The following is a 13523-nucleotide window of genomic DNA, read 5'->3' as shown; positions in this document are numbered from 1 at the left end:
CTGTTAAGCGACCACGCAGGCGTGCCCAATCAAGCTCGGCTGTATAGCGTTTTAATCCGTTAGTTAACGTTATTGCGTTTATACAAATGCATCGGCGTAGAAATTGGTTTCCAGCAACTCTCGCTGCCCGATAAAGTCGCGACGGGCGGAGTCCACAACGACCGGTGCTCCACAGGCATACACCTCGAAGCGCTTCAACGAAGCAAAGTCGGACAGGACCTGTTGGTGTACAAATCCGCAAGCGCCTTGCCATTGACAGGCATCATTCGGTTCCGAGAGCACCGGGATGTACTTCAACCAAGGCAACTCGGCCTGCCACTCCAGCAACTGTTCGTGATGGTAAAGATCCTTGCGTTGCCGGCCCCCCCAATAGAGATAAACCGGACGTGTGTTATTACCCTGTTCTCGCAGTTGCTCAAGCAACGCCTTGATCGGCGCAAAACCGGTACCACTGGCCAGAAAGATCATCGGTTGATCGTTCTCACGCAAATAGAAAGATCCATAAGGACCTTCCAGACGAAGCAATTCCCGTGGTTTCAACGTATTGAATACATGCCCACTGAAACTGCCCCCTGGCATATGACGGATATGCCACTCAAATTGATTGTCCACTGTCGAACGAGTTGCCATCGAATAACTTCGACGGCTGCCGTCCTTAAGCAATACCTGCGCATATTGGCCAGGGTAATAGTTGAAGGTGACCGTGGGCGGCAACATCAGTCGCACGATCATTACATCGTCGGCGACCTTTTCGACGCTGGCCACGCGGGCAGCCGTCTGCTGAATCGAAATACCGCGCAGTTCAGTCACCTCCGGCGCATCAATGACCAGGTCCGAGGTCGCTTTGGCACAGCAGAACAAAGCGAGGCCGGCAGCACGTTCCTCTTCGCTCAGAACCTCCAGCGGACTATTGGCATGATCGACACTGCCGCTCACCACCCTGCCCTTGCAACTGCCACACGTCCCTTCACGGCAACTGTGCTTTAGCATCAGCCCGTCCGCCAACGCACCATCCAAGATGGTCTTGCTTGCATCCAGATCGAATTGTTGCCCAGCTGGTTGAATATCTACGTGATAGGTCATGGCATTTGCTCATTCACTGTGTGATGAAAAATTAACGGCGCTGGGCCGTCAGCAGGTCGAGCGCGACGTCGACGATCATGTCTTCCTGACCACCCACCATCCGGCGTTTTCCCAGTTCGACGAGGATGTCGAGGGTCTTGAGGCCGTACTTCGCGGCAGCGATTTCGGCGTGGCGCAGGAAGCTCGAATAAACGCCGGCATAACCCAGCGCCAGGGTTTCGCGATCCACCCGTACCGGACGGTCCTGCAGCGGGCGGACGATGTCGTCGGCTGCGTCCATCAGCGTGTAAAGATCGGTACCGTGGTTCCAGCCCAGACGTTCAGCGGCGGCGATAAACACTTCCAGCGGCGCGTTACCGGCACCCGCGCCCATGCCCGCGAGGCTGGCGTCGATACGGTCGCAGCCTTCCTCGACCGCGGTGATCGAGTTGGCCACGCCGAGCGACAGGTTGTGGTGGGCGTGCATGCCGGTTTCGGTTTCCGGTTTAAGCACGGCCTTGAAGGCACGGAAGCGGTCGCGGATGTCCTGCATGTTCATCGCGCCGCCGGAGTCGGCCATGTACACGCAGGTCGCGCCGTAGCTTTCCATCAACTTGGCTTGCGCGGCCAGCTGCTCGGCCGGGATCATGTGGCTCATCATCAGAAAACCGACGGTGTCCATGCCCAGCTCGCGGGCGTACTCGATGTGCTGTTTCGAGACATCCGCTTCGGTGCAATGGGTGGCGATGCGCACCACCCGGGCTCCGGCGTTGTAGGCAGCCTTGAGGTCATGCACCGTGCCGATTCCGGGCAGCAGCAATGTGGTGATTTTGGCGTGGCTGATCACGTCGGCGGCGGCTTCGATCCACTCCAGGTCGGTGTGCGCGGCGAAGCCATAGTTGAAGCTCGACCCTTGCAGACCGTCACCGTGGGCGACTTCGATCGAGTCGACCTTGGCCTTGTCCAGGGCGCGGGCAATGTCCTGCACGTTCTGCAGCGAATACTGGTGACGCACTGCGTGGCTGCCGTCGCGCAGGGTCACGTCGGAGATGTAGAGCTTTTTGCCGGGGTTAAAAGTCATGTCGGGTTCCTCAGACGTTCAGCATCGACTGCGCCATGCGCTCGGCGGTGGCCAAGGCAGCGGAGGTCATGATGTCGAGATTGCCGGCGTAGGCCGGCAGGTAATGGGCGGCGCCTTCGACTTCGAGGAACACCGAGGTCTTCAGCCCGGAGAATTTGCCGAGGCCGGGGATATTCAGCGGCGCGTCTTCAGGAATCACGTCGAACTGGACTTTTTGCTTAAGGCGATAGCCCGGCACATAGGCCTGCACGGCCGCCGCCATTTCCACGATAGACGCCTCGATCTCAGCCTGATCGGCTGCCTCGGACAACACAAACACCGTGTCGCGCATCATCAGCGGTGGCTCGGCCGGGTTCATCACGATAATTGCTTTGCCCTTGGCCGCGCCGCCGATCACTTCGATGGCCTTGGAGGTGGTTTCGGTGAACTCGTCGATGTTGGCGCGAGTGCCGGGGCCGGCAGATTTGCTGGCAATCGAGGCGACGATTTCCGCGTAGTGCACCTTGGCCACGCGCGACACCGCCGCCACCATCGGGATCGTCGCCTGACCGCCGCAAGTCACCATATTGACGTTGAGCTGAGCGAGGTTCTGCTCCAGGTTGACCACCGGCACGCAGTACGGGCCAATGGCCGCGGGCGTCAGATCAATCAGGCGGATGCCGGGTTTGATCGAGCGCAGGAACGCGTCGTTCTTCACATGGGCGCCAGCCGAAGTGGCATCGAACACGAAGTCGATGTCCTTGAACACGTCCAGGCGGGTCAGGCCTTCAACGCCTTCGTGGGTGGTGGCCACGCCCATGCGCTGGGCGCGGGCCAGACCATCGGAGGCCGGGTCGATACCGACCATGACCGCCATTTCCAGGTGTTTGGCGTTACGCAGGATCTTGATCATCAGGTCGGTGCCTATGTTGCCGGAACCGATAATGGCGACTTTCAGTTTTCTGGCACTCATTTACTTTCTCCATAAGCTTCGTCGAGAAGAATCACGGCCGGGTCCAGCGTCTCTGCATACAGACGCTTGACCGCACCAGCACGCAGGCCTAGCGCAGCACGTTGGTTGATGTAGCCCTTGTCAGTTATTTCCCCATCATCGAGGCTCGGTGGCGAGTCGAGGATGACCATGCGCACGGCGTGCTGCGAGGACGCAGGAAACTGCTGGGCCAGTGTTTGCATGCCCGTAATAAGGGCCAGACGAACGGCAGGTTGCATAGACAGTTGTTCAGCGGTCATTCGCTTGCCGGCGGCTCCGGCCAACGCGCGCAGCGCCGGTGTCGGATAGATCAATGCGCCGATCACGTCTCGATCGTGACCGCAAATGACAGAGTCAGAAGCGTAAGGCGCCAAGACACTCACCAGCCGCGGGCGCAACGTACCGACGGAAACCCACGTGCCAGTGGTCAACTTGAAGTCTTCGGTGACTCGCCCATCAAACACGATGCCCTTCTCCGGGCGCTCGGGATCGAGTAGTCGACCGGCATCGCCAATCTGATAGAAGCCCTGTTCATCGAACGCCTCAAGGCTGCCTTGCGGGTCATTGAGATACTGCTGAAACACTGAGGGTCCGCGTACACGCATTTCCAGCTTGTCGCCGCTGGGCACGAACTTGATCTCTACGCCCGGTACTGGCAGGCCGATGTTGCCTGGCTTGTCCAAACGGTAATGAACGTTGGTGAGCACTGGAGAGGTCTCGGTCGCTCCCCATTCGCTGGTAAAGAACAGGGGCTTTTCGCGGACCTTTTCCGCACAGGCCATCAACCGATCCCACGTGCTCTGTGGCAAAGCCGCAGCGGCATAGAACAGCATGTCTAGGCGACCGAAAAGCGCTTGCGCCAACTCCTCGTCGCGCTCCAGATAAGGCAGTAGCGCTTCATAGCCACGAGGGACGTTGAAGAACACCGTTGGCTGGACGGATTTGATATTTTCCACCGTGCGCTCTATTCGCCCGGTCACCGGTAATCCATCATCGATATAGAGCGTGCCGCCGTTGCGCAGCACCATGTTGAAGTTGTGGTTCGCGGCGAAGGTATGACTCCACGGCAGCCAATCCACCACGACCATTTCACTGCCTTCGAGGAAGCGCCAGCATTGGGCGATCGATTGCTGATTGGCGCACAGCATGCGATGGGTATTGATGACCACCTTGGGTGTGCCAGTGGAGCCGGAGGTCAGCATATAGCGGGCGGGGACGTCGCCATCGAGGCGCAGAAAAGTCTCCATGACCTGCGCACTTTCGACCCGGTAAAGCATGGGCAGCGGCAGCGCGCCAGGAACTGCCTGGGCGTTGCGCGCAACCACGACGGGACAGTCCGGCCGGATCAATTCGATTGTCCGGCGATAGGTGTCTCCATCGTTGATGAAGATCAACGCGGGTTGCAGCTGCGCCACGATAGACTTGAGCTTGCTGCAGCCGCTCTGTGTATTGCGCGAATACGCGACCGAAACCGTGGCTACGGGAATCCCGACATGCATGGCTGCAAGCGAAATCAATGCCTGGTCGATGTCGTTCTCCGACAACACCAGCACCGGCCGACCGGGCACCGTATCGAGCTCCAGCAACCCCTGCGCCAGAGCGCCGACGCGTTGGCGAACCTCGCTGTAATTCAGGGTGAACCAGATGCCATTGCGACGCTCAGCCAGGTATGGACGCAGCGGAGTCTCGCGCGCCCATCGCTCCAGCCACTCGCCGATACAACGGGCATAAGGTTGCAGCTGTTCAGGGGATCGCAGTATGAAACTGCCCGCCTCACCTGGCTCGACAGACACACGAGCAGGTGCCAACTTGGCAGGATCGTCGAAAAAGTCGTACACGGCACGCCCTCACGAGATCAACAGGCAGGCCTGTTGTCTCATCATCATTGTTTTTGTTGTTACGAGTGCCGGCTCAATAACCCGGCCCCCTTTCGCAAGACGCAGTTGGTCAGCGCTTCACACTTATACGAATCGACAGCTCACTTCACCCAGACGGGTCAGTTTCAGGCGCAGGCTGTCACCGGCTGTCACTGGCACCATGGGCCCCAAGGCTCCGGATAACAGCACGTCGCCTGCGCGCAATGGCCGGCCAAATTCGGCCATGGTTCGCGCCAGCCACAAGCAGGCGTCCAGCGGATTGCCGAGGCAGGCTGCGCCCACACCGATCGACGCCTGAGCACCATTTTTTTCCAGCAGCATGCCTTCCAGCGCAAGGTCCAGATTGGCCAGGCGCACAGGGCTCTTGCCCAGGACGTAGAGCCCCGAAGAAGCATTGTCGGCCACCGTATCGACCAAGGTGATTTTCCAGTTCTCGATCGCCGAATCGACAATTTCCAGCGCCGGCACCAGGTACTCCACCGCGCTCATCAGCTCGCCCAGTGTTGTGTCCGGATTGGGCAAGTCACGCCCCAACACGAAAGCGATCTCACCTTCTGCCTTGGGCTGAATCAGGCGGGAGCTGTCAATGGCCTCGCCATCGCCGTATTCCATATCGGCAAACAACATGCCGAAGTCTGGCTGATCGACACCCAACTGATCTTGCACGGCCAGCGAGGTCAAGCCGATTTTACGCCCGCTGAGACGGCGCCCCGCGGCCAACGCGGCCTGGGTATTGAGTTCCTGTACGGCATAAGCATCAGCCAGTGTGGAGATCTGGAAGCGCTCGGAGATACGACCGCACGGGGTTCGCGTCATGCGCGCTTGCGCAAGAACCGCGGCGGCAGCCTGGATGGAATCGTGGCTCACGGGGATAACTCCTCAACAGATGGTGGTGGACGCTCAATGCGAGCGTTGCTGACTTGCCAGGTAACCCTGATGCAGCTCATCGACCAACTCGGCGACGCTGTAGCTGCGCTTGATCTGCCCTACGCCCTGCCCCGCTGACCACACGTGTTTCCAGGCTTTGTTGGCGGAGGCAATGTCACCGGAAAAATCGATGGCGGTACGATTGTCGGCGGCTGGGTCGATACCGGCCTTTTCCAGCGAGGGTTTCATCCAGGTGGCGAGTACGCCACTGACCGCTTTGGTTGTAGCCACGTCATCCATGGAGCAGTTCACCAGCATGTCCCGGTAGGCGTTTTCGGCCAAGCTCTCGTGAGCCGCGACCAAACGGGTGCCCACCAGGGCGAAATCGCAACCCAGGACTTGCGCTGCATGGATGTCGCGCCCATTCGAAACAGCACCGGCCAGACCGAGCGGCCCGTCCAGAACTCGCGGACTTCTGCTACAAAGGCAAAGGGGTTGTAGCTACCGGTATGGCCGCCGGCACCGTTGCAGACCAACACCAAACCATCGACACTCGCATCGACCGCCTTGCGTGCCAGGGCCGGAGTGATGACGTCAGCGATCACTACACCGCCATAACCATGGACAATTTCCAGCACACGCTTGGGGCTACCCAAGGCCGTGGAAACGATCGGCGGCTGGTAGCGTTTGATCAATTCCAACTCGGATTCGAACCGATCGTAGGTGCTGTGCACGATCATGTTCAGCATCCAGGGTGCCCAGGCCTGGCCTTGTGATTTCGCGACTTCACGTTCGACAACGATCTGAGCCAGCCAGTGGTCCAGTTGCTCGACGGTACGCGCATTGGGCGCCGGCAGGCTGCCGACAATGCCGGCCTGACAACAGGCATTGAGCAACTGCGGCCCGGAAACCAGGAACATCGGCGCGGCTAGCACCGGCAAAGGTAAGCCAGCAAACAGATCCAGCAACTTCTGTTGGGGTGCACTCAAGGAACGGCTATTGGCGCTCATCGGTCTTTTCTCTTGTTATGGGTTACACGGACAGGCCTGGCGTCAGACCTTTCTGTGACTGGCCGCGCCCGGGCTGCGGACTTCCCAGCCACCATCGCTGTGAATGATGTTGGCGGTGGTCAACCCTGAGTTTTCACGCGAGGCCAACAGCACATAGTGGCCCGTGTGATCCTCTGGTTCAGCGATACGCTGAAGCGGAACCGCCTGCGCAGCACCTTGCTCGAAACCTGGAATCTGGTTGAGCGGAACACTGCGCGTATTAAGCCCCTCCAGACTTTTCATAGGCGTATTGGTCGCGCCAGGCGCTACGCCGTTGACGCGAATATCCGGTGCCAATTCGTAGGCCAGCTGCCGGATCATTCCGACCAGCGCATGCTTGGCGGTGACATAGAGAATGCCCCCACCACCGGCATAAAAAGCACTGTTGGACAGCGTGAAGATCATGCTGCCGCGACTGGCGCGCAGGGCATCGATACTGCATCGTGCACCGAGCATGTAGCCTTGAACATTGATGGCGAACAAGCGCTGAAACGCACTTTCAAAGTCTTCAGGGGCAATGCGGTCCAGGCGTGTGAAATAGTCAAACACCGCGGCATTGCCGACAAACGTGTCGAGCTTGCCGAACGTGGTCAGCGCAGCCGCGACCGCACGCTGGTTGTCCTCATGACTGGATACGTCGCCCTGCACCGTGATGATGGCGTCACCCAACTCATCACGCAGAGCACTCAACTGTTCGTCGTCACGCGCCATCACGCACACCCGCGCGCCTTCGTTCACATAGCGCCGAACGATGGCGCTACCGATGCCGCCGGTACCGCCAGTGACTAATGCTACTTGTCCTTCGAGCCAACCCATGTGCGTGCCCTCAGAGGAAAGTGTTGATGTTCTTGCACAACAACATCGCGTTTGGAATCAGGATCTTGCGCTTCAACAACTTCAGCCCGTCAGCCTCGCGGCGCAGCACATCCTCACGGCGTCCGACCAGTTGATGGGACTCGTCCAGACCACGGCTGCGGATGTTCATGAAGCACGAGAACGCAATGAACTCGTCTTCCTGCTCACCGGCAAACACCTCGATGTTGCTGATCAGGTGAACGTTGCGCGTCGGGGATTTTCAGCCCAGGCCGACGGCTGCTTGAAGCGCGCCACGCGGCGTTGCAGATCGCGCATGCCATCGTCGAAGAAGGCCATGTGTTCCAGCCGGTAGGGGCCAGACTTGTCCTCGCGTCGGCGGTTCTCGATGCCAGGCATCCAGTAGTGAATGGTCTCGCTCAGGGTCTGCAGCCACTCATCCCAGGATTCGTTGTCGAGCAGGCGGGCTTCACGCAACAAGAAGGCCTCGACCGCGCGCGTATCGTTGATTGCAACTGTTTGTTCCACTGGCAAAGCATTCATCTTCGATCCCCTCAACGCATCGTGCCGTTACGATCTGGTACGTCCGCCCAGGTGGGCGATTGCAGCAGGTCTTTCCAGCGCTGGTAGAACGCACGGGAATTGCATTCGTTGAGTTGCCCCTTGAACACATTGCCAGGCAGTTCGCTGTTTTCAATGCGCGTATTCATGCCCAGGCCGACGTACAGATCCTGATAGCGTGTGACCATGCCGCGGCTGGTCTTGGTGCAGTATTCCCAGTTCTCGCCATCGTCCATTTCGAACACGCCAGTCGGGAGAAGGTCATCATTGCGCCACGGCGCCATTTGTCCTTGATGTCCTGCGGCGCATTTTTGTTGACGATGACCCAGGTAAACAGCTCGATCTTGTGTGGCCCGCGCGGCTGCCAGATGCGCACCGTGTTCTGCCCTGGCAAGAAGGAGAAGTTAGGGAAAACGGTGAACGACGAAATTGACCCGATCAGCTTGGAGCGGAACTCGCCCAGACGCTCCGCCACTTTCGGGCGCAATACGTGCAGGTATTTGTTGATGTCTTTCTCGCCCAGGGTGGCAGCATTGCCGACCACATCGGTGGCGAACTCGTAGCCGTGGCCATTCCAGTTCACCGAGTAGGACTCGGGAAGGTCGCCGACATTGGCCACCGGCCCGCCCAGCATGGCCTTGGCTGCGGAGTCGTGAGTCCAGCCGCCATGGAGAATATCGCCGACGAAATTTTCCGCCGCGACTTTCCAGTTGCATTCGATGGTGGAACGGATGCAGCCACCGAGGAACTCACTGCCGCCCTCGTCCATGTCGAGCATGACATCCAGGTACCAGGTCATTGGCCCCAGGTACTCTTCCAGGGTCGGTGCGTCGTCGGCAAAAGTGGCGAACACCAGGCCCTTGTATGTCGCAACGCGCGCTTCGCGCAGTCCATGTTTAGACTTGTCGAAATTGCTTTCTTCATAGCACTTGGATTCATGCATACCCAGCAACCGGCCGCCATCGGCGCCGAATGACCAGCCGTGGTAGTTGCAGATAAAGCCCCGTGCATTGCCCGCCTCGGCGAAACAGATCTTGTTGCCACGGTGCGGGCAGGCATTGAGGAACACCTTCAGCGATGCGTCCTTCTGACGTACCACCAGAACCTCGTCCTCGCCCATGCTGGTGGCGAGGTAGTCACCCGACTTTGGCAATTGCGATTCATGGGCGACGAACAGCCAGCACCGCGCGAAAATCTTCTCGAGTTCTTGCTCGTAGATCGCCTGGTCCCAGAACACCTTGCCGGACAAGCGGCCTTCCTGCATGTCGCACACCCGATCAAGGTTGGGCAGGCTGGGTGTGGGCTCAATAGTTCTGAGGGGTATGTGTTTGCAGTTATCCATTGTTCTGGACTCACAAGGAATACGGGTGGAAAGACAGGCCTTCGTGCCGGGCGTCAGGCATCGGCCAGTGCGGCATCGCTGGCATGTTCGAGGTCGGCATAGACCTCTTTGTCAGTGACGATGATCCGATACGTACGAAGGTGCTTTTCACAGGGGAAAGTCACTGCCTCGCCCGTCCGGATATCAAACTGCCCCCAATGCACCGGACAGGTGATCAGGTGATCTTCCAGATCGCCTTCCGCCAGTGAGGCCGTGGCGTGTGTACACATGTCCGAAGTGGCATAGAACGTGCCGTCCAGGTTGTACACGCAGATATCGTCGGCAGCGCCATGGCTGACTTTTTTCAATTCGCCCGGCGACAGTTCATCGCGCTGGCACAGCAATACACGGCTCATGGCTTTTCCTCCCCGACGATCAATTGCAAGAAACCCAACCCGGTGACCCAGGCAGGCACGGCTTCATAGGCGATGACTTGACCGGCCGGATTGGCGACGGCAGCCATAGCGCAGGCGAAATTGCGGATTTCCATGGCGCCATTGCCGGCGCGGCGCAAAATCTCTTCATCCGAATAGGCGCATAGCGCTTGCAGATCGCCGTTGACGCCGTGGGCAAGGATCTCTCGGTCGAAGTCCTCCGCAACCCGACCCATTTCCGCCGTCCCTACCCAGTGGCTGATGCCGCCGCTACCGATAATGACGACGCGCTCGTCAGCATCGAACGACTCCACCGCCGCACGGATCTGGCGACCCAGGTCAGCAGCTCGCTTAAGCGAAATGAAAGGATCCACGCCACAGGCCAGGTACACAGGAATAGTCGGCAACTCTCGACCGAGAATCTGCTCAGCCGGCTTGACCGTCAGCTGATGAGGAATCGAGAACGAGTGATCCACGGTGAAGCTGCGCGCCACTGTCCAGTCGATGCCCTGCCCTTCGCCATGCGAGACGATATGACCGGCCAGTTTTTCCTGGTTGCGCACCACACCTCGCTCCAGCCCCGGCAACCGATCCAGTGGACCATCGACATCACCGGTACCGATGACATAGCGCGGCAGACACTGGGTGCCGAACAGGATGTAATGATCGCAGCCCACGATGATCACCGAGGTCGGCGCCAACTGCGCCAGGCGCTGAGCACATTGCTCGTATGCACCCCAGACCGCATCACCTTGGGCCTGCGGCGGCGCGTTGGGGGCAACGAACATGACCGGGTCATGCGGCATCCAGAAACCACCTACTATCTTGCCCATCGGATCACCCCTTGAGTGCCGCGGAGAAAGCCGCGCGTTGTTCGTCGGTTGCACCCAAGCGCTGCTTGTACAGCGACATGCTTCGCTGAGGTGCCAACTCCTGCCAGAAGCCCATGGTCAGCATCGGATTGACCCCGACCGCTTGCAGAGCGGCGACATCGAAGCCCACGACCATTTCAACTTCTTCTTCACTCAATGCGAAACGCCCGAGGAAGCCTTTGGGGTCTTCGCGAAAACGCTCTTTGGAGGCGCGATCAACTGAGAGTTGCCACAGCGCTCGCTCCAGTAGATTTCGGCTCATGTCGGATCACTCGCTCAGGAAGTCGCGAACCAGCGCCACGAAGCGACGCGGCTGCTCGCTTTGCACCCAGTGGCCGCAACGGCCGAACAGATGCAAATCGGCATTCGGTACGCTATTGGCGATCAGCATTCCGCAGGATGGCGGCACCACGCGATCTTCACGGCCATGCACGACCAGGGTCGGCGCGACGATCTTGGCCAGTGCCGCGGCAGGGAAACCCTTGACCAGCGTTTCGCCCTCGGCGGCCGGCTTGGGAATGAGCTTGCGCAAGGCTTCCTGGGAACCGGCGCGGGCGCTGGCTTCGTAACGCGCTTTGACCAACTCGGGCGTGATCAAGGCTTGGTTGTAAGGGAACAACTCCATCAAGCGCTGCATGTTTTCCAGCGATGGCTCGTACTCCCAGGCACCGCGTAGCCCCGGCGTCTGCACGAATTCACCGGCAGGAGTTCCCAACAGGATCAGCTTGTCGACCCGCTCCGGGGCGAACACCGCCAGGCCAATGGCGACCGCGCCACCAAAGGAATTGCCGATGAAAGAGGCCTTGGCAATATCCAGCGCATCCATGATGCCGACCAGGTGGCTGACCCACAATTTGATGTCGTACTTGGCCTCTTCCTGGAACTCCGTGAAACCGAAGCCGGCAATGTCCGGCACGATGACTCGCCACTTATCAGAGAAGGCCGACATGCTTCGCGACCAGTTGGTCCAGCCCGAAACGCCAGGACCGGAGCCATGGAGCAGAAACAGGGCATCGCCCTGACCTGCTTCGTGATAGTTGGTCTTGTGTCCTGCTGCCAGCAGGGTTTTTCCAATACCGTCCATAAGGCCTCCGGTTGTTTTTATTTATTAAGATACAGATGTGTATCTGTATGCTAGAGAGGAAAGCCGGACGCGTCAACACTCAAAATACAGACATGTATCTCAGTATTGGGCGCGGAATGAGGTGCTAGAGCGGAAAAATCATTTTCCTGAAAGGATACAGAACTGTATCTTTATGATGAACGGTCAGCCTGGTACAAAAAAGAGCTGTTCAATACACCAGTGAATTGCGGCTGCCTGGAAAGCCGCCAGGCGTTAGAATGTTTTTCCTTGCCCGAGGCGCCCTACCCGCCCCCGGCACTAATCTAATTGGTTGGACAAGGCCCTAGCACAATGTCAACACGCACCAGTCTCACTCGAGAAGATTGGATTCATGCCGCACAGCATGTCCTGGTTACCAGCGGCGTAGACGCCGTTCGGGTCGACACTTTGGCCAAGGAGTTGAAGATCACCCGTGGCAGCTTCTACTACCACTTCAAAAGCCGTGGTGAATTACTCGAAGGCATTCTCGGCAACTGGCGGTCCCGTGCGACCGAGGATGTCATCCTTCAACTGCGTACCGCACACACCTCACCGCTGCAGCAATTGCAACGCCTGCTGGAGCTGCCATCCCATGGCCAGACAGCTCGCGACGCCGCCGCCATTGAATTGGGGATACGCGCCTGGGCACGCCGGGACGATAAAGCCCGACAAGCCATCGACGAAGTCGACCGCTACCGCCTGAACTATATCGAGGGGCTGCTGATACAAGCTGACGTGACGCAGAGCGAAGCCAGCGATCGCGCTTATCTGATCTATGCCTATCAAATCAGCTTGTCATTGCTGCACAGCGAAGACACTGCGCAGGACCGCAAAGATCGCAGCGCTCGGATGGCGCACATTCTGATTCCTGAAGCACTACCTGCGTGACATGCAAAGAAGACGCAGACCGACCATTGAGCGGTGAAACGACACGCGGCCGAAGCGGTGAATGGTCTCGCTAATAGCCATGGCATTACCGCCCAGCGTGCACAGGTCGGTAGGCCAGACGACTTCCTGCAGCATCTCACTGAGCAAGGGTGCGGCGATGGAGGAGATCCATTGCTCGTTGCGAAAACCTTTACTGAGTTCGCGTACTTTCAAAGTTTGCCATTGGGTCGTTTGCGGTCCGTCGCGACAGGCAGCAATCGGCCCAGGCTGTGAAAAAACGCAGGCACCGTTTGGAAGTCTGCGTTGCTACGTAAAATCTGCCAGTGTTTGGATAGTCAGCAGACCTGAAATTTGAGTAGGTGCGCGATTTTCTTTGCGGTTCTGACTGCCAAGTTCGCTCTAAAACGTTTTCACACCGCCTGGGCCAAAAGCAGACATTGAACACTATCCATGGCATGACGTAGTTGATAGCGACCTCAAGCGCGAGCTGTTTGAAGAACCATGGCACGTCGACTGGCACACCTGTAAGGCCGTTCTCATTCGCTAGGATGTCTGGACCGTTGTAGGTGCTGATGCGATTTTGACCCAAGCTGCCGGAACTCATTGCCCCATTCGAATACTCAGCC

The 13523-nt window shown here is 58.6% G+C and carries 16 protein-coding genes and 1 pseudogene; 1 reads left to right on the top strand and 16 read right to left on the bottom strand.

Going from position 1 to position 13523, the window contains the following annotated elements:
- Positions 1-78: 78 nt before the first annotated feature.
- The 15 genes and pseudogenes from CES87_RS22125 to CES87_RS22065 form a co-directional block, all read right to left on the bottom strand.
- Positions 79-1083: a CDP-6-deoxy-delta-3,4-glucoseen reductase gene (locus tag CES87_RS22125; protein ID WP_128607778.1), complete on the bottom strand. Its 1005-nt coding sequence runs from the start codon at positions 1081-1083 to the stop codon at positions 79-81.
- 31 nt (positions 1084-1114) lie between these two features.
- Positions 1115-2143 (bottom strand): 4-hydroxy-2-oxovalerate aldolase, encoded by a 1029-nt coding sequence (dmpG, locus tag CES87_RS22120; protein WP_128607777.1) that lies wholly within the window; start codon positions 2141-2143, stop codon positions 1115-1117.
- Positions 2144-2153: 10 nt separating this feature from the next.
- Positions 2154-3095: an acetaldehyde dehydrogenase (acetylating) gene (locus tag CES87_RS22115; protein WP_128607776.1), complete on the bottom strand. Its 942-nt coding sequence runs from the start codon at positions 3093-3095 to the stop codon at positions 2154-2156.
- Positions 3092-4951: a feruloyl-CoA synthase gene (locus CES87_RS22110; protein WP_128607775.1), complete on the bottom strand. Its 1860-nt coding sequence runs from the start codon at positions 4949-4951 to the stop codon at positions 3092-3094. The genes CES87_RS22115 and CES87_RS22110 overlap by 4 nt, the downstream gene beginning before the upstream one ends.
- A 123-nt stretch (positions 4952-5074) precedes the next feature.
- Positions 5075-5806, bottom strand: coding sequence for a fumarylacetoacetate hydrolase family protein (locus CES87_RS22105; RefSeq protein ID WP_218196369.1), 732 nt, complete (start codon positions 5804-5806; stop codon positions 5075-5077).
- A gap of 84 nt (positions 5807-5890) precedes the next feature.
- Positions 5891-6271 carry a nitronate monooxygenase family protein gene (locus CES87_RS33465; RefSeq protein WP_256591049.1) on the bottom strand — a complete coding sequence of 127 codons (381 nt, stop codon included), beginning with the start codon at positions 6269-6271 and terminating at the stop codon, positions 5891-5893.
- Complete coding sequence (locus CES87_RS22100; protein ID WP_256591036.1) at positions 6166-6867, bottom strand: nitronate monooxygenase family protein; 702 nt, start codon at positions 6865-6867, stop codon at positions 6166-6168. The genes CES87_RS33465 and CES87_RS22100 overlap by 106 nt, the downstream gene beginning before the upstream one ends.
- Positions 6868-6909: 42 nt before the next feature.
- Complete coding sequence (hcaB, locus tag CES87_RS22095; RefSeq protein ID WP_128607773.1) at positions 6910-7722, bottom strand: 3-(cis-5,6-dihydroxycyclohexa-1,3-dien-1-yl)propanoate dehydrogenase; 813 nt, start codon at positions 7720-7722, stop codon at positions 6910-6912.
- A 10-nt stretch (positions 7723-7732) separates the two neighbouring features.
- Positions 7733-8262 (bottom strand): annotated as a pseudogene (locus CES87_RS22090) (3-phenylpropionate/cinnamic acid dioxygenase subunit beta).
- Between the two features lie 11 nt (positions 8263-8273).
- Positions 8274-8468 carry a hypothetical protein gene (locus tag CES87_RS33460; protein WP_256591035.1) on the bottom strand — a complete coding sequence of 65 codons (195 nt, stop codon included), beginning with the start codon at positions 8466-8468 and terminating at the stop codon, positions 8274-8276.
- Positions 8426-9622, bottom strand: coding sequence for an aromatic ring-hydroxylating dioxygenase subunit alpha (locus tag CES87_RS22085; RefSeq protein ID WP_256591034.1), 1197 nt, complete (start codon positions 9620-9622; stop codon positions 8426-8428). Before CES87_RS22085 ends, CES87_RS33460 begins: the two co-directional genes overlap by 43 nt.
- 53 nt (positions 9623-9675) lie before the next feature.
- Positions 9676-10017: a non-heme iron oxygenase ferredoxin subunit gene (locus CES87_RS22080; RefSeq protein WP_128607772.1), complete on the bottom strand. Its 342-nt coding sequence runs from the start codon at positions 10015-10017 to the stop codon at positions 9676-9678.
- The gene (locus tag CES87_RS22075) at positions 10014-10868 is read right to left on the bottom strand and encodes a protocatechuate 3,4-dioxygenase (RefSeq protein WP_128607771.1); all 855 of its coding nucleotides are present in this window, start codon (positions 10866-10868) and stop codon (positions 10014-10016) included. Before CES87_RS22075 ends, CES87_RS22080 begins: the two co-directional genes overlap by 4 nt.
- A gap of 4 nt (positions 10869-10872) precedes the next feature.
- Positions 10873-11169, bottom strand: coding sequence for an extradiol ring-cleavage dioxygenase (locus tag CES87_RS22070; RefSeq protein ID WP_128607770.1), 297 nt, complete (start codon positions 11167-11169; stop codon positions 10873-10875).
- A gap of 6 nt (positions 11170-11175) precedes the next feature.
- Positions 11176-11991, bottom strand: a complete 816-nt coding sequence (locus CES87_RS22065; protein WP_128607769.1) for an alpha/beta fold hydrolase — start codon at positions 11989-11991, stop codon at positions 11176-11178.
- A 330-nt stretch (positions 11992-12321) separates the two neighbouring features.
- On the opposite strand from CES87_RS22065, the gene CES87_RS22060 reads away from it, so the two are divergent.
- Complete coding sequence (locus CES87_RS22060) at positions 12322-12897, top strand: TetR/AcrR family transcriptional regulator (protein ID WP_128607768.1); 576 nt, start codon at positions 12322-12324, stop codon at positions 12895-12897.
- On the opposite strand, the gene CES87_RS22055 is transcribed toward CES87_RS22060, so the two are convergent.
- On the bottom strand, positions 12886-13110 hold the full coding sequence (locus CES87_RS22055; RefSeq protein ID WP_256591033.1) for a hypothetical protein: 225 nt from the start codon (positions 13108-13110) through the stop codon (positions 12886-12888). The two genes, CES87_RS22060 and CES87_RS22055, sit on opposite strands and share 12 nt — an antisense overlap.
- Positions 13111-13523 lie beyond the last annotated feature (413 nt).

Source organism: Pseudomonas sp. ERMR1:02 (assembly GCF_002277815.1).
Lineage (GTDB): Bacteria > Pseudomonadota > Gammaproteobacteria > Pseudomonadales > Pseudomonadaceae > Aquipseudomonas.
Note: the sequence above shows the minus strand (reverse complement) of the source record. Positions and strands in the feature narration are given on the sequence as shown.

Bases quoted from the DNA above. Each gene is read 5' to 3' on its own strand.
- CES87_RS22125 (WP_128607778.1), bottom strand. From the start codon at position 1,083: ATGACCTATCACGTAGATATTCAACCAGCTGGGCAACAATTCGATCTG.
- dmpG (WP_128607777.1), bottom strand. From the start codon at position 2,143: ATGACTTTTAACCCCGGCAAAAAGCTCTACATCTCCGACGTGACCCTG.
- CES87_RS22115 (WP_128607776.1), bottom strand. From the start codon at position 3,095: ATGAGTGCCAGAAAACTGAAAGTCGCCATTATCGGTTCCGGCAACATA.
- CES87_RS22105 (WP_218196369.1), bottom strand. From the start codon at position 5,806: ATGACGCGAACCCCGTGCGGTCGTATCTCCGAGCGCTTCCAGATCTCC.
- CES87_RS22100 (WP_256591036.1), bottom strand. From the start codon at position 6,867: ATGAGCGCCAATAGCCGTTCCTTGAGTGCACCCCAACAGAAGTTGCTG.
- hcaB (WP_128607773.1), bottom strand. From the start codon at position 7,722: ATGGGTTGGCTCGAAGGACAAGTAGCATTAGTCACTGGCGGTACCGGC.
- CES87_RS33460 (WP_256591035.1), bottom strand. From the start codon at position 8,468: ATGGTCACACGCTATCAGGATCTGTACGTCGGCCTGGGCATGAATACG.
- CES87_RS22085 (WP_256591034.1), bottom strand. From the start codon at position 9,622: ATGGATAACTGCAAACACATACCCCTCAGAACTATTGAGCCCACACCC.
- CES87_RS22080 (WP_128607772.1), bottom strand. From the start codon at position 10,017: ATGAGCCGTGTATTGCTGTGCCAGCGCGATGAACTGTCGCCGGGCGAA.
- CES87_RS22075 (WP_128607771.1), bottom strand. From the start codon at position 10,868: ATGGGCAAGATAGTAGGTGGTTTCTGGATGCCGCATGACCCGGTCATG.
- CES87_RS22070 (WP_128607770.1), bottom strand. From the start codon at position 11,169: ATGAGCCGAAATCTACTGGAGCGAGCGCTGTGGCAACTCTCAGTTGAT.
- CES87_RS22065 (WP_128607769.1), bottom strand. From the start codon at position 11,991: ATGGACGGTATTGGAAAAACCCTGCTGGCAGCAGGACACAAGACCAAC.
- CES87_RS22060 (WP_128607768.1), top strand. From the start codon at position 12,322: ATGTCAACACGCACCAGTCTCACTCGAGAAGATTGGATTCATGCCGCA.